The following is a 20,286-nucleotide window of genomic DNA, read 5'->3' on the forward strand; positions in this document are numbered from 1 at the left end:
TTCGATCGACATGCGAACCTAAAATACAAATATGGAAACAGGAAGTTTTGGTGTCGCGGATATTATGTAGATACAGTAGGAAGAAACAGAAAAATCATTCAGGAATATATAAAAAATCAATTACAAGAGGATATTCTTGAGGATCAAATGAGCATGAAAGAATTCATTGATCCATTTACAGGAGAAGAAATCAAAGCAAAAAAGCGAAAATGATAAAACCACTTTAGTGGTAGCGTGAAAACGGAGTGCGGTTGGCGGACCTTTCAGTGTGTCTTTAGACATGGGCCAGTACCCCAGCGTTTCACGCGTAGAGCAAACCACCAGTTAGACTGGTGGTTCTGATTATATTAATTTTATATGCAACAAAAGATATGTGTTGTTTTAGGTAAAAATATATAGAAATTAGATGAGAGCACTATCAGGTGCACAACAACTCCAATAGTATGAAATTAATATAAAACACACGGATTCTCACTTTTTAAAGTGTTTTTCTGTGTGTTTTTTTAGCTTTCATTCAAAGTACAAGAGTTTTTTTCGAAATGTATGTGTATTGGGCGCTACTTATACTAAAATAGAGATATTGTAGTAAGAGGGAGTGTTTCTTTTGTTTAAAACGATGAAAGAATGTACAGATTTTATTTTTACGTTAAAGGCAGTTGATCATAAACGTGCACCGCTCGTATTGATGCGAGAGGTATTAGCACTTCTTAATAACCCACAGGATAGGTTACGAGCTATCCATTTAGCAGGCTCAAATGGAAAGGGATCAACAGTGAATGCGCTTAGAGAAATGTTACAACATGCTGGCTATAAAGTTGGCGCCTTTACTTCACCCCATTTAGAGCGTGTTAATGAACGTATGACTATTAATGGAATTCAAATTTCTGATGAACAATTTTTACACTATATGAACAAAATTGCTGAGATAATTGAGACACATTATGAAGGTGACTTTCCGAGCTTTTTTGAAGTTGTAACACTTATTATGTTCCAACATTTTGCGGATCAAGAAGTGGATATTGCGCTGATTGAAACAGGACTGGGTGGACGTTTAGACGCTACGAATGTCATTACGCCCCTAATTTCAATTATTACAACGATTTCACTAGAACATACTGCGTTTTTAGGGGATACATTAGCAAAGGTAGCGTTTGAGAAGGCGGGCATTATTAAAGAAAATATACCTGTTGTAGTAGGTGTTAAAAGTGAGGATGTACTTACTGTTATCGAGGAGATAGCAAATGAGCGTCATGCCTCATGTCTTGTTTTAGGGAAGGACTTTACGGTTGAAATCATTGAACAAGGTACTAATATACAGCACTTTAATTACCGAAAAGCAAATGTGGAGATGGTAGCTGTCCCATTAAAAATGGCTGGGCCGCATCAAATTAATAATGCAAGCCTTGCGATTACGGCGATCTTAAAGTTACGAGACAATGGAGCCGTTGACATTTCAGATGAATCAATCCGTCAAGCTTTGGCAAAAGCTCAGTGGGCAGGCCGTTTTGATCAATTACCGGGCAACATTATATTAGACGGAGCACATAATTCTGAAGGAACTGCAGCACTTATTCAAACTCTTAAAACGGTTTATCCAAACCGAAACTATCGATTTATATATGCAGTATTATCGGATAAAGATCATGCGAAAAGTATTGCTTTAATGGATAGTATTGCTACATCAATTGCGTTTACACAAATTGAGCTACCGAATGCTATGCCTGCTGATCAATTAGCTGCATTATCTACAAATACGAACAAAATGTATAATGCGAATTGGCGTGAAATGGTTCAAACGATGCTACATCAAAGAAATCATGAGGATGTTATAGTCATTACAGGCTCATTGTATTTTATAGCTGAAATACGACAATGGCTACAGGGGGAACAACGATGATCCCAAAATTGAATAGCTACAAGGAAAAGTGGAATGTTCAAAGTGATGATGTTATTAAACCTGGTCTAACTGCCATTGAAGAGGCATTGGCACGAGTGGGTAATCCAGAAAACAAATTGCAAGTCGTGCATTTAGCAGGGACTAACGGTAAAGGCTCGACACTTACATTTCTAGAATCAATCGCCGAAGAACATGGCTTACGTATTGGTAAATTTATGTCTCCTTGTATTGTGGACGTGCATGACCAAATTCAAGTAGAGGGTCAAGCTATTACAGAAGAGGAAATGAATGATGTATTCAAAAAAATGCAGGCAGCCGGACTAAGTGGGAAACTAACAGATTTTGAACTGTTAACTGTTGCAACATTTTTACATTTTATTGCCAGTAATGTAGATATTGCCCTTATTGAAGCAGGTATGGGGGGCTTACTTGATAGTACGAATGTGGTTACACCAATTGTGTCAATTATACCGAGTATCGCATTAGAGCATACGAATTTTTTAGGAAATACGATTGAAAGTATTGCCCATCATAAAGCAGGAATTATTAAGCCATATCGTCCAGTTATTATCGGGGACCTGCCGTTAGAAGCGAAGAATATAGTCTATCAGGAAGCTCAAAAAAAACATTCATCTGTTCTTGGGCTAAATCATCAATTTTTTGTGAAACAAGAGAATGATGGAGAGAGCTATAAGTATAATGACAATGGCTTTTGTATAACAAAGCTTACACGCACAATGAAAGGAGCACATCAGGCGAATAATATGGCACTAGCTATTACAGCCTTTTTTGAAGTGGCAACCGCATTAGAATTAAAAGTTAGTAAAGAAGCTATTCAAAAAGCTGTGAAAAACGCAACTATTTTAGGACGTTTTGAAGAAATTATGCCTAATATTTTTTTAGACGGTGCACATAACCCAGCGAGTGCTGAGAAATTAGTAGAAACGATTAAGCAGGAATTCCCAGATGAGCAGATTACGTTTGTAATTGGTATTCTTGCTGATAAGGCTGTAAAAGAGATTTTGCAACTATTTGAGCAGGTAAGTGATTATTTTTACTTTGTTGATTTCAATAATCCCCGTGCGATGGCTGCTCACAGCATGCTTGAGTTGTCGAACGCCTCTCATAAAGCAGTTTTAGAAGATTATGTACAATTTTTAAAAATACAGTCAGAAAGCAAATCGAGAACTATTGTATCGGGTTCGTTGTATTTATTAACCGAAGTACGTAGCGGATTAAAAAATATTTAACATATAGTTGGACGGACAATATATTTACAGTAAAGAATCAGGTACTCATTAAAAAATGAGTCCTGATTTTTTTATACTCCCAATCAGTTTAGGTAAATATAATTAATTTTTGGGTATTCTCTCTTTGATTTCCTCAAGGACTTTTTCAAATATATTTTCATTCCTTCTTAAAATCAAACAGTTTTTGTTTGTCCAACATATCACCTCAATAACGATTATTTGTCAGTAAATAATATTATTTCTATTTCCTTTCTATTAACTCCTTCAGCAAAATTGTTCTTTGATAGAGATACAAAGAGTAAAGTAAAGAATCCACCTCTTTTTTTATTTATAGTAAATCTTTCGATACAAAAATATTTAATTTTGCAGTAAAACTTCGAAAATAACTATTAAATCAAAATGTAGTAAATTCGCATTTACACATCCTTTTATACATATACTTATATATCAAATTGAAACAATATCGTCTTTTCTAAATTTATTTTGATACGTTGGAGAAAGAGGTGATGATCGAATGAAAATTGTCAGTCATGTGATGAAAAAACAAGTATTTCGAGCGATGGTTATTGGAGGTATAGTCGGACTTTTTGGTGTAGCCCTTTTTTTAGGTATTCTTCAAGCAAGTACTAAATTTTCGTTAAAAAATGATAGCCCTGAGGTAGCCAATAAAAGCAATAATGGTAATTCAGCCGGAGAAACAATTCCAACAGCGGGAGGAGCAACGAACGGACCCATGTTTTTTGCAAGTCAAGCAGGGGTCTATTCAAATTATGAAAGTGCGAGCTCGTTTGTATCTGAACATCCTACATTAAAAGAAAGTGCCGTTGTCGAGGTTGATGGAAAATTTTATGTTTGGACAAGTGTGGTAACAGATGAAAGTCAGCTTGTCTTTTTAAAAGATCCTGCAACCTTTAAAAAAGCATTTACTTTGAGCGGTGACAGTTGTAAGGAGGCAACGATTGCAGAACTTCCATCTGTACTAGCTGACAAAAATGCAACAAAATTAAATTTTAAGGATAAATCGAAGGATTCTACGCTGCCTGCTGATTGGCAATCTATTGGAGCGGCAGCCTCGTCTATTTCAAGCGATATCAGCATCGTTCGCTTACAAGTTTTTGCCCATTACAAATCGAAAAATGCTTGTCTTCAAGTGAAATTTTAAGCACAAAAGATTGTGAAATAAGCATTATCTTGATTTTTAGAAAATTTTCAAATCCTCAATTCTCCGTTATGATAACTAATAAGGAGGAATGGTCAGATAATGTTTAAAACAAATCACAAGCTAGTGCTTGCTTCAGCTTCACCACGACGAAAAGAATTACTTGCTATGCTATCACTTCCATTCGACATAATAACTAGTGAAGTAGAAGAGACAAGCGTTCAGGCAACTACAATGCAAGATTATGTAAAAGGTGTAGCTCTTTTAAAAACACGTGATGTGGCAAAAAAAGCTCCAAATGCAACAATTATTGGAGCAGATACTATTGTTGTTTATGCTGATGAGCTACTCCACAAACCAAAAAATCGTGAGGAGGCAATTTCTCACTTATTGCGTTTATCAGGTAAGTGTCATGCGGTCATGACAGCTGTTGCCATTATTGAACCTAACGGTAATGAAACTATATTTGTTGAAGAGACAAATGTTGTCTTTCATCATTTATCGCAGGAGCTCGTCGAAGCATATGTAGATTCGGGAGATCCATTTGATAAAGCAGGTGGTTATGGCATTCAAACTGCTGGAACCCTTCTAGTAAAACGAATTGAAGGAGATTATAACAATGTTGTCGGCTTACCACTTGCAGCGTTGTTTACGCAAATGGTAGCACTCAATATTATCCAATTTGTGAAGGAGTGAGGCTTTTTTGCCAAATGATGTTTTACCAAGGACGATGATACGAGACGTTAATATAGAGGATCGACCTCGTGAAAGACTACGGAGACAAGGAGCTATGAGTTTATCGAATCAGGAGCTACTGGCTATTTTACTAAGGACAGGCACTAAAGATGAGTCTGTTCTTGTACTTGCCAATCGCGTACTAAGTGTTTTTGAGCGTTTACATCATTTGAAACATGCAACAATAGAAGAAATGGTTGCTATTAGAGGAATTGGTGAGGTTAAAGCCATTCAATTATTAGCGGCAATTGAACTCGGTAGACGTCTCGCACAGAAACATAGCGATGAAAAATATACGATTCGTTCACCTCAAGATGCCGCTACCTATTTAATGCCTGATATGACTTCACTGAACCAGGAGCATTTCGTAGTTCTTTTTCTAAATGTAAAAAATCAAATTATTCATAGACAGACGATTTTTATAGGCAGTCTAAATGCTTCAATTGTTCATCCCAGGGAGATTTATCGCGAGGCTGTAAAAAGATCTGCAGCTTCTATAATTTGTGCACATAACCATCCTAGTGGCGTTCCAACACCTAGTGATGAGGATATTGAAGTGACGAGAAGAATTTTAGAGGCTGGTTATATTATAGGCATTGATTTAATAGATCATCTTATCATCGGTGATCATCAGTTTATTAGTTTGAAAGAAAAAGGATACTTTTAACTCTGCAATATGTTTTGCAGAGTTTTTTTGATGAAAATCTTTGGGGGTTGTTGAGGTATTTACACGATTTAGAATTGTAAAGCAGTTGCCGAATCATTTCGGGAAGCCTTACAGTGTTTTTTGTTTCCAAAATTTAGTGAAGAATCAAATCACTTTATTATTTTAAAAATAAATATTTTGTATTTTTTTGCGAAAAGCTAAAAATAAAAACGAACCTTTTTTTATAGAAAACGTTATTGTATTCGTAGAAATGTCTATAATATTCACAAAAATTGGTAGCCTATTACACGTTGTCTTACAAGAATAAAAATTATATGCTAATCTATACGTACTGTTTTTGTTTAGGAGGGAATTAAAATAGTATCTTTTCCGCGAGAAGAGGTATGTGGCACTACAAATTCTTGCGTTTTTCCGTTATAATGAACGGTATGATTTTATTTTTATTCAGAAAAAGACTCTCACTCCAACAGGTGTGAGATAATTGAGGGTGTAGTTTTTTTCAGTAGGTGTCTAACACTGAGTGAATGAAGATAGAGCTTCGGGTGTAAACACGCCTGGGCGTAGTTGATGTCAACGAAAGTATGGCTTAAATAGAAAGGGAGTACACAATTTGTTTGGATTAGGAAGTAAAGATGTCGGGATTGACCTTGGCACAGCGAATACATTAGTGTTTATTAAAGGGAAGGGAATCGTTTTACGCGAACCTTCAGTCGTAGCAAAAAATACAAAAACTGGAGATATCGTTGCAGTTGGTAATGATGCGAAAAATATGATTGGTCGTACACCTGGCTCAATCGTAGCAATTCGTCCAATGAAAGATGGCGTTATTGCTGATTTTGATATTACTACAGCAATGATAGAATACTATTTAAAAGAAGCTTGTAAAAATTCTGGTGGTAATTGGAAAAAGCCGAATGTTATGATTTGTGTGCCTTACGGTATTACATCGGTTGAACAACGTGCGGTTATTGATGCTGCTCGCCAAGCAGGTGCTAAAGACGCATTTACAATTGAAGAGCCATTTGCAGCAGCAATCGGTTCGAACTTACCAGTATGGGATCCAACAGGGTCAATGGTCGTTGATATCGGTGGTGGTACAACAGAGGTAGCAGTTATTTCATTAGGTGGTATTGTAACTAGTGAATCCGTGCGTGTTGGCGGGGATGCAATGGACCAATCCATCATTTCGTATATTCGTAAAACATATAACTTAACAATTGGTGAACGTACTGCGGAAGCAGTGAAAATGGAAATTGGTACAGCGTTGGCTGAGGGTCCAGAAGAAAAAATGGAAATTAGAGGACGTGACCTTTTAACAGGTTTACCTAAAACAATCGAAATTTCTTCACAAGAAATTTCTGAATCTTTACGTGAAGCGGTAGCATCTATTATTGATGGTGTTCGAAAAACGCTTGAACAAACACCTCCTGAATTATCTGCAGACGTAATGGAGCGCGGAATTGTACTAACAGGTGGTGGAGCGCTATTAACGAATTTAGACAAAGTTATTAGCCAAGAAACTAATATGCCAGTATTTATCGCAGAAGATCCACTAGACTGTGTTGCTATTGGTACGGGTAAGGCTCTAGATCATATTGATTTAATTCGTCAACAACAAGTTAAAGGTTAAGGAGGTTTAGGCAATGCCACAGTTTTTTTTCAATAAGAAATTAATTTTGCTACTCGTGGGCATGGTTTTTCTTGTGGCATTGATTAGCTTCTCATTACGTGAACGGACGAAAGCAACTTTACCAGAGCAAATTATTAAAGACACTGTCGGCGTCGCACAATCTCTTGTTGCGAAGCCGGCGAATTATATTACTGGTGTTTTTAATAGTATTGATTCCCTCTTAAACACGTACGAAGAAAATAAACGTTTAAAAGCGCGCTTAGAAGAATTTGCAGCTGTACAAGCTGAGGCATCGGACTTGAAATCAGATATTAAAAAGTTTCAAGAGCTCACAGATAAATCGGAAAGCTTAAAAGCATATGATCCGATTCATGCCACAGTTATCGCTAGAAATCCTGATCAGTGGGAAGAAAAAATTATTTTAGATAAAGGATCTTCACACGGTGTGGAAAAAAATATGGCAGTTATGACAGCGAAAGGGTTAGTCGGTAAAGTTACTTTAGTGACACCTTTCACCTCTGAGGTAGAGCTTTTATATACAAATAATCCAAATTATCGTGTTTCTGCGATGGTTCAAGGAGATAAACAAGCATACGGTTTAATCGAGGGCTATGATAAAGAGCGTAATGAACTCATTATGAAGCGAATCGATTCAAGTTTAACAGTTAAAAAAGGTCAGCGAGTAGTGTCATCAGGACTTGGCGGTATTTTCCCTAAAAATGTGCCAATCGGAGAAATAACTGAAGTAAGTACAGATGATTTTGGCTTAACAAAAATGGCCTATGTAAAACCATCTGCTGATTTTTCAATTTTAGACTATGTTGTTATTGCTAAACGTTCCGCTACTGCGATAGATGGATCTGATGGTAATACATCGAACGAGGATTTAACACATCCACAAAAGGGTAAAGAGGAGGCGGAATAATGGTTCGGTTTCTCATCCCTACTGTGGCAGTTTTACTATTTTTACTAGAACCCGAGTTTGCTATGCTTTCACCAATTGAAGTGAAAGGGCAAATCTTTTATTTAGTTCCGAGATTTTTAATCTTATATTTAATATTTATATCCATTTATTACAGCCGTCAACGAGCGGTAATGTATGGACTTTTTTTTGGTGTCTTGTATGATGTGTTTTACATTGATATTATTGGATTATATTCAGTACTGTTTCCGCTTATTTGTTTTTTAGCAGGATCTATTGTGAAAGTTATTCATCAGCACTTAGTTGTGACAACGACGATTTCAGTTGTTTTAGTAGCAATTTTAGAATTTATACTCTATCAATTCTTCTATCTTATCGACTTTACAACGATTCCGTTATCGGATTTCTTACTTTCACGACTACTGCCAACGATCATTGCTAATGCACTATTTTTAATGATTCTTGGTTGGGCCTTCAAGTATCTAATTAATGCGCGTGTCTTACAGAGAGCACGTGAAGTTTCTTAACAAAGAGCAACGTGGGGTGAGGCATTCATGAAAAAACAGTTAGTTAATATGAAGGGAACAAAGGATGGATTTGTTCTTCGTTTAGACGATCAATGTGCGTATGCCGATTTAGTAGAAGAGCTGAAAAAGAAAGTTTCAGAGAGCGGTATCGATAGCAAAGTAGATGTACAATTATATTTAGGCTATCGATACTGTTCTGATGAACAAATCAAAGAGCTTATTAAAATTGTTCAGGAAACTGAGCAACTAATCGTTTCAAAGGTGCAAAGTGAAGTACTGACTGTCCATGAGAGCAACCAGAAAAGGATTGAAAGTCAACAAGATACATATATAGGTGTGGTCAGATCGGGGCAAGTTCTGCGTTCGGCAGGAGATATTGTTATTGTAGGGAATGTCAATCCGAACGGACGAGTAGAAGCGGGTGGCAATGTGTATGTCCTAGGTAAACTCAAAGGAATTGCACATGCTGGTGTTAATGGTAATAAGGAAGCGATCATTGCAGCATCTCGTTTTGAAGCTACTCATATCATGATTGCTGATCAGGTTCAGGTAATGTCAGACGAACATGTAAAAGTAATTAATCAGGAAGAGATGACTTGTGCATTTATTGGCTATGAAGGGCGTATTACGTACGATCAAATTCAAGCGTTAAAAAATATTCGACCATTGTTAAATGTGTCTAGGGGAGGTAGCTAGTGTGGGAGAAGCGATCGTCATAACTTCAGGTAAAGGCGGTGTCGGAAAAACTACGACAACGGCTAACCTGGGGACTGCATTGGCTCTACAAGGTAAAAAAGTATGTCTAGTAGATACTGATATTGGCCTGCGTAATTTAGATGTAATTTTAGGTCTTGAGAATCGAATTATCTATGATTTAGTTGATGTTGTGGAAGGGCGCTGTAAGATTCACCAAGCATTAATAAAAGATAAACGTGTAGATGAGAAATTATTTTTATTACCTGCTGCTCAAACGACAGATAAAAATGCTGTTAAACCTGAGCAAATGAAGAACTTAGTAGAGGAATTAAAAAGAGACTATGATTATGTTTTAATAGACTGTCCAGCGGGCATTGAACAAGGCTATCGCAATGCTGTTGCTGGTGCAGATCATGCAATTGTAGTAACAACGCCAGAAATCTCTGCTGTACGTGATGCAGATCGAATTATTGGCTTGCTTGAACAAGAAGAAATTTCTGCACCTAAACTAATCATTAACCGCATTCGCCAGCATATGATGAAAAGAGGTGATACGTTGGATGTGAATGAAATTACAACACATTTGTCTATCGATTTATTAGGGATCATCGTAGATAATGAAGGGGTTATTTCATCATCCAATAAAGGTGAACCAGTAGTAATGGATCCTACTAATAAAGCATCTTTAGGCTATCGTAATATTGCCCGTCGAATACTTGGAGAGTCTGTGCCACTTATGGCAATTGAAGATGAACATAAAGGTGTATTTTCAAAACTAAAAGCGTTATTTTCAAGATAATCATCAGCCTTTTCGTGCATATGTACGAGAAGGTTTTTTTCTTGTGCATGAATGGACATGCAATCTCATATAGTGTGAAAAAAGGATGAGGGCTTGTTTAAGATATGGAAATGGTTGGTCACAATACTGCTTGTGGCTGCAATTATGCTCGTAATTCGTTTAGAGGATCAAGGTGTATTAGAAACACCAGTGCGAAAACTAGTTACAACATCAGCAGATTTAACCTATTTAAGTGAGCTCGGACAAAGTTGGCTAAATAAAGAGGATACAACAATTTTGGTATCGAGCGATGTTGGGCAAACTGAATTATTATCATTTGCCAATGCGCAAGTTTTTAAGGAAGGTTTTTTATTGCAATATGACATGGGCTTACCTGTTTATGCTGGAAAGAATGGTCTTGTCGTTTTTACTGGTCATACAAAATATACTGGTAAAACAATGACGATAAGCTATGATGATGGTACAACAGTATCCTACGGTATGCTGGATAGTTTAGCACAACTTCCATATACGACAGTGCAGGCAAATGATTTAATCGGCATGAAAGAGGCGGGACAACTCTATATCTCGATTGAAAAAGATAAGACAAATTATAGTTTAGAGCAGATTGTACAGTGGCTTGAAACAGCGGCGTCCAATGAAGATTAAACTGCATCTTCTATGTATCCCTCTCGTATTTTTAATGATTTTTACTGGCCAAATTGCTTATTACGCCATTATTTTATCTTCGTTATTATGGCATGAAGCTGGTCATTTGTTAACGGCGATGCTTTGTGGTGTTAAGGTAAAATCATGCGTTATTACACCTTACGGAGGGGAAATAGAATTTGAAAATCCAGCGGTTGTGCCTGCAACGTCACTCCTTTGGATTGCCTTAGGGGGACCAATCGCTACAATATTAGGGATTGGCCTCGCTTTTTTTATGCCAGAACTGCTTGCTACTAAGCTTATTAATGTGCAACTTGTGCTATTAGCAATCAATATTTTACCGATTATTCCGTTGGATGGTGGCAGAATATTTTTAGCGTGCTTATTTTTATTCCATCCTAGTGTTCGTGCGTTTGAATATTACTACTGGCTTTCTCTCATAATTGCTTTTATACTATTTATGATAACTTTATATTACCTCCCACAATCTATTTTTTTAGCAATTCTATGTTTATTTATATGGCTTCAAGTGTTAAAAGAATGGAATTATCGAAAATATCGTTTGGCATTTGAGAAATATGTAATGAATAGATTGACTTAAAAAAAATGGTGTGGTAATATTTTAATGTTATTGTTTGTAGCACCTGTGCTACTGCAACCGCACTGGAAAGGTTTAAGTATCGTATGATCACCTTTATATACAGGCGAGTCTGAGTCTAAGAGGAGGTGCAGTAAAATGTACGCAATTATTGAAACTGGTGGTAAACAAATCAAAGTAGAAGCTGGTCAAGAAATCTATGTTGAAAAATTAGGTGTAGAGGCTGACGAGGTTGTAACTTTCGATAAAGTTTTATTCGTTGGTGGCGAAAACGTTAAAGTTGGAGCTCCATTCGTAGAAGGCGCTACTGTAACAGCTAAAGTTGTGAAAGAAGGCCGTGCGAAAAAAATCGTTGTTTTCAAATTGAAAGCTAAAAAGAACTACCGTCGTAAACAAGGTCACCGTCAACCTTACACAAAATTAGTTGTTGAAACTATCAACGCTTAATTGTGAGGTGTAGCGAATGATACAAGTTACGATTCATCACGATGAAAATAGACATGTGTCTGCATTTGAATTTTCAGGACATGCGGAATACGATGAATCTGGTAAGGATTTAGTATGTGCAGGGGCATCTACAATTGCCATAGGTACGGTGAATGCTATTTATGCACTATTACAATTACAGCCAGAAGTCGAACAAGCTGCTGAAGGTGGAGGCTATCTTAAGGTAGATTTACCGTCAGATTTAGAGCCTGAGATTGATGCAAAACTACAGTTAATTGTCCAAGTAATGACTGCCCAAGTGTATTCAATGGTGCAAAATTACGGACAATACATCCAAATCAACTACAACCAAGTAGGAGGTGGAACACGATGAAATTATTATTAGCATTAGACCTTCAACTTTTCGCATCTAAAAAAGGTGTAGGTTCTACAAAAAACGGACGTGACTCTGAGTCAAAACGTCTTGGTGCTAAACGTGCTGATGGCCAATTCGTAACTGGTGGATCAATTCTTTACCGTCAACGCGGTACAAAAATTTACCCAGGTACAAACGTAGGTCGTGGTGGTGACGATACACTATTTGCTAAAGTTGACGGCGTTGTTAAATTCGAACGCTTAGGTCGCGATCGCAAACAAGTATCTGTATACCCAGCATCACAAGAAGCTTAATCTTCAAAAAAGATAACATAAAGCGGAGGACTGCATTTATTGCAGTCCTTTTTTTGGCTAAATTTCAATGAAGAATTAAGGGAAAAATACAGCAAAACTTGTTATACTAGTAAGGATAACTTTATTGGAGTGAATGGGATGAATAATCAATCACTAACCATTAGTGAAGTATTACGTTTTGCAAATCATGATTATGTGAATCAGCTTCAGCTTATTCGCATGAATTTAGATTTAGGTAGAATTGATGAATCAAAAAAACTTATTAAAGAGTATTCAGAGCAGTTACAAGTATTTTCTATCCTTAATCGTCTACAATTACCCCAAACAATAGAGTGGCTGCAAACAGCAGGCTGGCGCTACCCTTCATTACCAATGAAGCTAAGCTGTGAGATAAAAAGGCCTGTCACAAATACTATTGATTTGGAAGTTGTAGATTACTTAAACAAAACAGTTATGCATGTTTATGATACATTAGATCCATTTACAGAGCAGAGCTTTGTGCTCGATGTACGTGTTGACGATCATACATTTGCCGTGACATTCACGTTAAATGGGCTATGGAGTGCTGATGCATTCACCGAAAAAGGTTTGAAACAATTAGACATTCAAACAGTGGAAGAGACAAATACGTCTTGGATATATGTATTGAGTGCAAGCAGGGAGTGAATTAAATGTTTGTCGATCACGTCAAGATTTATGTAAAAGGTGGCGACGGTGGGGATGGAATGGTAGCCTTCCGTCGTGAAAAATTTGTACCGAATGGTGGTCCAGCTGGTGGCGATGGTGGTCACGGTGGGAATGTTGTCTTTCAAGTTGAAGAAGGTCTGCGAACGTTAATGGATTTCCGCTACAAACGCAACTTCAAGGCTGACCGTGGTGAGCATGGTATGAGTAAAGGGATGCATGGTAGACGTGCAGATGATTTAATCGTTAAAGTACCACCAGGCACGGTTGTAATGAACGAAGAAACAGGCGTTGTTATTGCGGATTTAGTCGAGCATGGTCAACAAGCGATTATCGCAAAAGCTGGTCGCGGTGGACGCGGGAATTCTCGCTTTGCAACACCAGCCAATCCTGCTCCAGAACTTTCTGAAAAAGGTGAGCCAGGACAAGAATTAAATGTTATATTAGAGTTGAAAGTACTAGCAGATGTAGGATTAGTTGGCTTCCCAAGTGTAGGTAAATCAACATTATTATCTGTTGTTTCTGCGGCAAAGCCAAAAATAGGTGCTTATCATTTCACTACAATCGTACCGAACTTAGGAATGGTTGAAACGGATGATCATCGTAGCTTTGCAATGGCCGATTTACCAGGTTTAATCGAAGGTGCGCACGAAGGTGTTGGTCTAGGTCACCAATTCCTCCGTCATATTGAACGTACACGTGTTATCGTACATGTAATTGATATGTCGGGTATGGAAGGGCGCGATCCTTATGAAGATTACTTAACAATCAATGATGAGCTAAAACAATATAATCTTCGTTTAACAGAACGTCCACAAATTATTGTGGCAAATAAAATGGACATGCCAGATGCAGAGGAAAACTTAGAAATTTTCCGTGAAAAAGTGGGCGAAGATGTGAAAATCTTCCCAGTATCAGCGGTTTCTCGCCAAGGTTTAAAGCCGGTATTATTTGAAATTGCCGACTTACTGGAAGTGACTCCTGAATTCCCATTATTCGACGATCTAGATGAAGAATCAGATGCAACGGTACTTTACAAACACCAATCTGAAGCAGATTCAATCGAAATCTCTCGTGATCCTGATGGTACATTCATTCTTGGTGGATATGCGATTGAGCGTATCTTCAAAATGACAGACTTCAGCCGCGAGGACGGTGTACGTCGTTTTGCACGTCAATTACGTGGTATGGGCGTCGATGAAGCATTACGTGAACGTGGTGCACAAAATGGAGATATTGTACGCTTATTGGAATTCGAATTTGAATTTGTCGACTAAGAATAGGTTTTAGGGGGAAGCGTATGAAGAATGTTGCGAATCAGCGATATTATTTAGTTCGTGAAGATGTTTTAACGGATGCTATGCAAAAAACTTTGGAGGCGAAACACTTACTTTCAAGTGGTTCGGTATCTTCCATTTGGGATGCGGTAAAGCAGGTGGATTTATCGCGTAGTGCGTTTTACAAATATCGTGATGCTGTATTTCCTTTTCACTCAATTGTGCAGGAACGCATTTTAACAGTCTTTTTACAGCTTCAGGACCGTAAAGGAACACTTGCAAAGCTTTTAGAAACAGTGACAATTACGCATTGCAATGTACTGACTATCCATCAAACAATACCGATTCAAGGACGTGCTAATGTTACATTGTCATTAGATGTCACTAGTATGACATGTGAACTTGATGATTTAATACAGCAACTCAAACGTTTAGATTTTGTAGAGTCAGCGGAAGTAATTAGTTCTGGTGCATTGTAATGACTGAAAGTAAGCTTGATTTTTTGACAGAATGTAAATAAGCTCAAAAGGAGCAGTCCCATGTGATGAAATGATCACTTCATGGGACAGCTCCTTATTCTATAACAAAAAATAAAGACTATCACAAAAAAATCTATAATTTGATTTAAGAGGTGCGGCAATCGCCGGAGCATTTAGGAAAGCTTCACATTATGCCTTTGCCTAACATTTGATGTAGAAATATAAAGTGATTTTTGGGAATTAAAAATTCTAAATTTTTGCATTAGTGAAATTTAAGAGGCTCATTATCAAAAAGTTAAGAATAACATTTATGGTGTTGAGCCAATAAAATCAAACCTTAAACAGGAGGTAAATGTAATGACAGAGCAACAATGGGAAAAACGAATAGGATATTTAGGACCGGAGGCATCATTTACATACTTAGCAACAAAGGCAACCTTTCCGAATGAGTGGCTTGTCCCTTGTACTACAATTCCAGAATGTATCGAGGCAGTAGCAAAGGGGAAGGTAGATTTAGCAGTTGTACCACTGGAAAATGCTTTAGAAGGCTCTGTATCGTTAACGCTCGATTATTTATTCCATGAGGCAACTTTATATGTTACAGGTGAGCTTCAGTTAAAGATACAGCAGCATTTAATGGTCAATAAATCGCAGAAGGACAATTGGGAGTCAATTGTAGGAGTTTATTCACATCCACATGCTCTAGCCCAATGTCATAAATATTTATTTTATCGCTTCAGCCATGCTCCGTTACATCAAACAACATCAACAGCAGCAGCCGCAAAATTTGTTTCCGAAAATCCAAATGAGTGCATTGCGGCAGTTGGAAATGCAGCGGCGGCAGATAAATATGGCTTAGAAATAGTTCAACCTAATATTCATGATTTCCATTTTAATCATACACGTTTCTTCGTATTATCTAAGCAAAATATACGATTACCACAAGAATTATCAGATGGACAGGCAAAGACAACTTTCATGATTACATTGCCAATGGACCGTTCAGGGGCATTACATCAAGTATTATCAGTATTTGCATGGCGACAGTTGAACTTAAGTAAGATAGAATCAAGACCATTAAAAACGGGCTTAGGTGATTATTTCTTTATGATTGATGTATTGGCAGATGAAAAGGAGCCTATGATGCGTGGGGCTATGGAAGAACTAGCTGCACTTGGTTGCAAGGTGAAGTCACTTGGTACATACTTTACTTATCTAACATCGGACGAGTAATCAATTTCGCCTTGGCTAGGAGGAATCATTGTGGGTGGTATTATTTTATTTGACGGAGTGTGCAATTTTTGTGATAGTAGTGTGCAATTTATTATCAAATATGATCAGGCAGCATATTTTCAATTTGCTGCTATTCAAAGTGATGCAGGGCAGGCATTACTTGCACAATACGAGGTACTAGAAAATATAGATAGTGTCATGTTAATTGAGCATGGAAAGGTATATTTTGAATCCACAGCAGCACTTAAAATCTGCAGGAGATTAGATAGTTTTTGGCCAGTCTGCTATATTTTCATCCTTATTCCTCCATCTATACGAAATATAATATACCGAATATTTGCTAAAAATAGATATCGTCTTTTCGGACGAAAAGAAATATGTTTATTGCCAACACCTTCACAACTAAAAAGATTTCTCTAACTCTGAAGCTATCCAATTTAAGTGGATAGCTCTTTTTTTAGAGGGACTGCAACAGTAATTCACAAGAATAACCAAATAAATAAGGAACAACGGAAATAAACTATAAAAATTTAATCATAATTTTATAGCAAATCATTTAAAAATGCCCTAAACGTTTGCGTATGATTGTGACTTGAAAATATTTAAAAGGATTTTTAACTTCTTTCAGCAGAAGTTAAATTATTGATCTACAATTAAATAGTCTTTTTTTTGTAAAGTAAGCTCAATTAAATCTAAAATTTCAACAGAAGGAGCAGAAATAACATGAAGATGTGTACCACCTGTTAGTTCGGATAAATAACTTGCTTGTGTTTCGTTGACGCGTTGAATAAATTTTTTTACCTCATGACGGTTAGCGACCATAATAGATGCGGTAATTTCTCCATAAATAGGATGTTCAACAATAACATTTTTTACTGTACCACCGCAATCAACTATTGTTATAAGTTCGTCTTCAGCATCCTCTGCAGTGTGGAAGCAAGGAATTGTACGTTCAACAGTTTGATGTAATTGTTCCTGATGCATATAAATATATCCTTGGCTAGTTGCAATAATAGGTTCATTTCTAGCCTTTAATAATGTCATATCATTGACAATGACTTGTCTAGAAACATTAGCGAATTTAGCTAGGTCCGTCCCAGTTATAGGTGCTGTGCTTTTTTTTAGTTGTGCTAGGAGTTGCAGTCGGCGTTCTTCGCCTAACATTTTTTTCATAAGAGATCACCTCTGCCTGTAATAAAGGAAGCAGTTTTCCTTAAAAACTAGTGTACCATGAAGCACTTCCAACATGCGTGAAATTTTTGTATCCAAATGAAACATTGAACATATGATACGAAGAGAGGAAGGGAGGAAAAAATTGCGTATTCATATTGTCCAAAAGGGAGACACGTTGTGGAAGATTGCGAAAGAGTACGGAGTTTCGTTTGAGGATTTAAAGCGGCTTAATGCCCATCTTGCTAATCCAGATTATATTGTACCGGGCATGGAAATTATCCTACCTGAAAAAATACACAAAGAACCACATAGAGAACATCATCGAGAAACAGATTGGGGAATGCATAGAGAGGGGGGACATAGAGAAGGTCATAGTGAAGGACATAGGGAATCACATAAAGAGGGGCATAAGGAACATATGCACAAAGAACATATGCACAAGGAGTCACCTACAAAGCACGTTAAAGAAAAAGAGGTTCAAAGACCAATGCCACCACCAATTATTGTACCACCACCACCAATGCCAGAACCACAGATGATTCCAATTCCTTATCCAATGCCAATGCCGATGCCTCAGCCAGCGCCTGTTGAGCTTAGCTGGAATCAACAAGTTGTCATGCCAAGTGTAGAGCAAACTGTATCTCCAATCCAAATTCAACCACAACCACAGCCTGTAGCCCAACCGGAGGCGCCACCACCAATGCCAATGCCGCAACCGATTTTTATCATGCCACAAATGCCAGCAGTACCACATTGTGCAAGCTGCCATCAACCAGTGCATCATCATATGTGGTGGCCAATGCCGATGCAGATGCCAATGCAGATGGAGCCACAAGTTGAGGCTTATACTATGCCAGAACAACCAACATCATGTGAAATGCCATGCGAAAAAGTTGCTGGGGCGGAGGAGTTCTTAGAATCTAGTACATCTCCATTCTTCCCTATGAAGCCTGAATTTCAGCCGATGCCGGAAATGATGCCGGAAATGGAACAGCCATGTGGTTGTCATGCACAACCAGTTATGATGCCGACTTGGCAAATGGACCCATGTTTCTGTCCACCGCCATGTCCACCACCATGCCCAACGCCATGTCCATCACATTGCCATATGCCACATTCTTCGGTAGGACCATGGATGACACCGCACTTTTTCCCAGGCGGGATGACGCCTTATCGATGGTAAAAAAGCGTATATCATTGAAGAAGTAAAGTCGAATATTTGGAAGTATAAATATCAATCCAATAATTATTTTGTGAAACGAGCAAAGCAGATAGAAATAGCTGAAAAGGTGAGGGTTATTCATCGACAGCTTGGACATCTGGAACCCTCGCTGATCTTACCTTTAATGAAAAGTGATGATGAGTATTTAATCGTGCAAGATTGGCAAGAAGGAAGTCATAGTGCTAATTTTGCACATAAAAAGGATCGGAAGGAATCACTCAAGTTATTAAATACGTTACATGATACACATAAAAAAATTGCTTGGCAGCGGGTGCCAGGCTTGCACACTTATTCACAGCTTTTAAAATGGCAAATGCGTCATATGCGTTTTAAAAGCAGACGGAATGAATTTCGTGCATTTTTAACAAAAGAAGAAATCGATCAAATTGTACATTATAGTGAGAAATCGTTACAGCTAATCGCTCAGGAAGATGTACCTGAAAAAGAAATAACGCTTTTACATGGAGATGTCGTACATCATAATTTTTTATGGTGCTCAGATGGGAAATTACGTTTAATTGATTTTGATTTGGCTCACCTTGGAGAAGCGGATGATGAATATATTTTATGGTTACATCGTGTATTGCCAGCTGTAGATTATGACCTTGGTAAAATATTTGCAGAGCTACCAGAGATGAAACGATTAGATAAAAGAAAGCTACATCGTTTAAAATATCCGAATGAGCTATTACGTGAATGGCTTTTTGCAGTAGATTTACCATTAGATCAACAGCTTGTATTTTTAGATTATTTAGTGCCATTTACAAAACGAGCTCTCACATATTGGCCGAAACTGTGGTACGATATTGATAAAATGATAAAGAAATGACCGTCTTTCGGCGGTCATTTTTGTATGTGAACGACTACTTGTGTTATTTCTTATAGTCGAGCATTCGTTCGTAATATGCTATAATCGAAGACGATGATTGTGAGGGATTATAGAATGTATGATTATTTAAAAGGACAAGTAAAGCGTATAACTCCTGAGTATATCGTCCTTGAACAGCAAGGGATTGGCTGGCAGCTAAATACACCAAATCCATTTGCGTTCCGGACATCTGCCCTTGAACAACAAATTTTTGTTCACTTGCATGTACGTGAGGATGCACAAGTGTTATATGGCTTTCCAAATTTAGACCAACGAGAGCTGTTTCGTAAACTTATTTTAGTGTCGGGAATTGGACCGAAGGGTGCACTTGCTATTTTAGCTACTGGGAATCCACAACAGGTTATCAGTGCCATTGAACGAGAAGATGAATCATTTTTAGTAAAGTTTCCTGGTGTGGGTAAGAAAACGGCACGTCAAATGATTCTAGATTTAAAAGGTAAACTTGGCGGATTGTTGGAGACTATTGAGCTACCAAGTACAGAAGATGAGCTACCGTTATTTGGTGTGAATCCATATAAACATGAGCTTGAAGAAGCTATTCTTGCCTTAATGGCACTTGGTTATTCTGAAAAAGAATTAGAAAAAATACGTCCACAGCTCGAAGAAAACGACAAGCTTGAAACAACAGATGCATTTATGAAACAAGCTTTACAATTGCTATTAAAGTTAAAATAGTGAAAGGGGG

The 20,286-nt window shown here is 37.5% G+C and carries 25 protein-coding genes and 1 other annotated feature; of the genes, 24 read left to right on the top strand and 1 reads right to left on the bottom strand.

The features are described from left to right. The 21 genes from ACQKOF_RS17565 to ACQKOF_RS17665 form a co-directional block, all read left to right on the top strand. Positions 1 to 213, top strand: a 213-nt coding sequence (locus tag ACQKOF_RS17565; protein ID WP_427559709.1) for a transposase, incomplete at its 5' end; no start/stop codon positions are given. 391 nt (positions 214 to 604) lie between these two features. After that, the gene (locus ACQKOF_RS17570; RefSeq protein ID WP_427559712.1) at positions 605 to 1,897 is read left to right on the top strand and encodes a bifunctional folylpolyglutamate synthase/dihydrofolate synthase; all 1,293 of its coding nucleotides are present in this window, start codon (positions 605 to 607) and stop codon (positions 1,895 to 1,897) included. Continuing rightward, positions 1,894 to 3,147: a bifunctional folylpolyglutamate synthase/dihydrofolate synthase gene (locus tag ACQKOF_RS17575; RefSeq protein WP_427559714.1), complete on the top strand. Its 1,254-nt coding sequence runs from the start codon at positions 1,894 to 1,896 to the stop codon at positions 3,145 to 3,147. The genes ACQKOF_RS17570 and ACQKOF_RS17575 overlap by 4 nt, the downstream gene beginning before the upstream one ends. A gap of 514 nt (positions 3,148 to 3,661) precedes the next feature. Next, on the top strand, positions 3,662 to 4,309 hold the full coding sequence (locus ACQKOF_RS17580; protein WP_427559717.1) for a hypothetical protein: 648 nt from the start codon (positions 3,662 to 3,664) through the stop codon (positions 4,307 to 4,309). A 99-nt stretch (positions 4,310 to 4,408) separates the two neighbouring features. Continuing rightward, entirely contained in the window at positions 4,409 to 5,002 is a 594-nt protein-coding gene (locus tag ACQKOF_RS17585) for a Maf family protein (protein WP_427559719.1), read from the top strand. 34 nt (positions 5,003 to 5,036) lie between these two features. Beyond that, positions 5,037 to 5,708, top strand: coding sequence for a RadC family protein (gene radC / locus ACQKOF_RS17590; protein ID WP_427559883.1), 672 nt, complete (start codon positions 5,037 to 5,039; stop codon positions 5,706 to 5,708). 610 nt (positions 5,709 to 6,318) lie between these two features. Further along, complete coding sequence (locus tag ACQKOF_RS17595) at positions 6,319 to 7,338, top strand: rod shape-determining protein (RefSeq protein WP_427559722.1); 1,020 nt, start codon at positions 6,319 to 6,321, stop codon at positions 7,336 to 7,338. Positions 7,339 to 7,351: 13 nt separating this feature from the next. Then, positions 7,352 to 8,263, top strand: coding sequence for a rod shape-determining protein MreC (gene mreC, locus ACQKOF_RS17600; protein ID WP_427559725.1), 912 nt, complete (start codon positions 7,352 to 7,354; stop codon positions 8,261 to 8,263). Next, positions 8,263 to 8,787: a rod shape-determining protein MreD gene (gene mreD / locus ACQKOF_RS17605; RefSeq protein WP_370041849.1), complete on the top strand. Its 525-nt coding sequence runs from the start codon at positions 8,263 to 8,265 to the stop codon at positions 8,785 to 8,787. The genes mreC and mreD overlap by 1 nt, the downstream gene beginning before the upstream one ends. A gap of 27 nt (positions 8,788 to 8,814) precedes the next feature. Continuing rightward, positions 8,815 to 9,483, top strand: coding sequence for a septum site-determining protein MinC (minC, locus tag ACQKOF_RS17610; RefSeq protein WP_427559728.1), 669 nt, complete (start codon positions 8,815 to 8,817; stop codon positions 9,481 to 9,483). Position 9,484: 1 nt separating this feature from the next. Continuing rightward, positions 9,485 to 10,282 carry a septum site-determining protein MinD gene (gene minD, locus ACQKOF_RS17615; RefSeq protein WP_427559731.1) on the top strand — a complete coding sequence of 266 codons (798 nt, stop codon included), beginning with the start codon at positions 9,485 to 9,487 and terminating at the stop codon, positions 10,280 to 10,282. A 93-nt stretch (positions 10,283 to 10,375) separates the two neighbouring features. Beyond that, complete coding sequence (locus ACQKOF_RS17620) at positions 10,376 to 10,930, top strand: peptidoglycan DD-metalloendopeptidase family protein (RefSeq protein ID WP_427559734.1); 555 nt, start codon at positions 10,376 to 10,378, stop codon at positions 10,928 to 10,930. Beyond that, the gene (locus ACQKOF_RS17625; protein WP_427559737.1) at positions 10,920 to 11,531 is read left to right on the top strand and encodes a stage IV sporulation protein FB; all 612 of its coding nucleotides are present in this window, start codon (positions 10,920 to 10,922) and stop codon (positions 11,529 to 11,531) included. Before ACQKOF_RS17620 ends, ACQKOF_RS17625 begins: the two co-directional genes overlap by 11 nt. A gap of 45 nt (positions 11,532 to 11,576) precedes the next feature. Continuing rightward, positions 11,577 to 11,652, top strand: a sequence feature (ribosomal protein L21 leader region). Between the two features lie 14 nt (positions 11,653 to 11,666). Then, positions 11,667 to 11,975 (top strand): 50S ribosomal protein L21, encoded by a 309-nt coding sequence (rplU, locus tag ACQKOF_RS17630; RefSeq protein WP_053484819.1) that lies wholly within the window; start codon positions 11,667 to 11,669, stop codon positions 11,973 to 11,975. A 16-nt stretch (positions 11,976 to 11,991) separates the two neighbouring features. Beyond that, positions 11,992 to 12,348 carry a ribosomal-processing cysteine protease Prp gene (locus ACQKOF_RS17635; RefSeq protein WP_068983764.1) on the top strand — a complete coding sequence of 119 codons (357 nt, stop codon included), beginning with the start codon at positions 11,992 to 11,994 and terminating at the stop codon, positions 12,346 to 12,348. Next, positions 12,345 to 12,644: a 50S ribosomal protein L27 gene (gene rpmA / locus ACQKOF_RS17640; RefSeq protein ID WP_053484817.1), complete on the top strand. Its 300-nt coding sequence runs from the start codon at positions 12,345 to 12,347 to the stop codon at positions 12,642 to 12,644. Before ACQKOF_RS17635 ends, rpmA begins: the two co-directional genes overlap by 4 nt. Positions 12,645 to 12,782: 138 nt before the next feature. Continuing rightward, complete coding sequence (locus ACQKOF_RS17645) at positions 12,783 to 13,310, top strand: Spo0B domain-containing protein (protein ID WP_427559739.1); 528 nt, start codon at positions 12,783 to 12,785, stop codon at positions 13,308 to 13,310. A 5-nt stretch (positions 13,311 to 13,315) separates the two neighbouring features. After that, positions 13,316 to 14,605 (top strand): GTPase ObgE, encoded by a 1,290-nt coding sequence (gene obgE / locus ACQKOF_RS17650; protein WP_107950619.1) that lies wholly within the window; start codon positions 13,316 to 13,318, stop codon positions 14,603 to 14,605. Between the two features lie 23 nt (positions 14,606 to 14,628). Then, on the top strand, positions 14,629 to 15,084 hold the full coding sequence (locus ACQKOF_RS17655; protein WP_053484814.1) for an ACT domain-containing protein: 456 nt from the start codon (positions 14,629 to 14,631) through the stop codon (positions 15,082 to 15,084). Positions 15,085 to 15,441: 357 nt separating this feature from the next. After that, positions 15,442 to 16,317, top strand: a complete 876-nt coding sequence (gene pheA, locus ACQKOF_RS17660) for a prephenate dehydratase (protein WP_427559741.1) — start codon at positions 15,442 to 15,444, stop codon at positions 16,315 to 16,317. A 30-nt stretch (positions 16,318 to 16,347) separates the two neighbouring features. After that, positions 16,348 to 16,737, top strand: coding sequence for a thiol-disulfide oxidoreductase DCC family protein (locus ACQKOF_RS17665; protein WP_427559743.1), 390 nt, complete (start codon positions 16,348 to 16,350; stop codon positions 16,735 to 16,737). 219 nt (positions 16,738 to 16,956) lie between these two features. On the opposite strand, the gene ACQKOF_RS17670 is transcribed toward ACQKOF_RS17665, so the two are convergent. Beyond that, on the bottom strand, positions 16,957 to 17,490 hold the full coding sequence (locus tag ACQKOF_RS17670) for a transcription repressor NadR (protein WP_427559745.1): 534 nt from the start codon (positions 17,488 to 17,490) through the stop codon (positions 16,957 to 16,959). Positions 17,491 to 17,632: 142 nt separating this feature from the next. Here ACQKOF_RS17670 and ACQKOF_RS17675 point away from each other — a divergent pair, with 142 nt between their 5' ends. The 3 genes from ACQKOF_RS17675 (at position 17,633) to ruvA (ending at position 20,276) form a co-directional block, all read left to right on the top strand. Next, entirely contained in the window at positions 17,633 to 18,673 is a 1,041-nt protein-coding gene (locus ACQKOF_RS17675; RefSeq protein WP_427559748.1) for a LysM peptidoglycan-binding domain-containing protein, read from the top strand. A 70-nt stretch (positions 18,674 to 18,743) separates the two neighbouring features. Continuing rightward, the gene (locus tag ACQKOF_RS17680) at positions 18,744 to 19,541 is read left to right on the top strand and encodes a phosphotransferase (RefSeq protein WP_427559751.1); all 798 of its coding nucleotides are present in this window, start codon (positions 18,744 to 18,746) and stop codon (positions 19,539 to 19,541) included. Between the two features lie 114 nt (positions 19,542 to 19,655). Next, complete coding sequence (gene ruvA / locus ACQKOF_RS17685) at positions 19,656 to 20,276, top strand: Holliday junction branch migration protein RuvA (protein WP_053596159.1); 621 nt, start codon at positions 19,656 to 19,658, stop codon at positions 20,274 to 20,276. Positions 20,277 to 20,286 lie beyond the last annotated feature (10 nt).

Origin of the sequence: Lysinibacillus sp. NPDC093190 (assembly GCF_050280425.1) — a bacterium.
GTDB lineage: Bacteria > Bacillota > Bacilli > Bacillales_A > Planococcaceae > Lysinibacillus.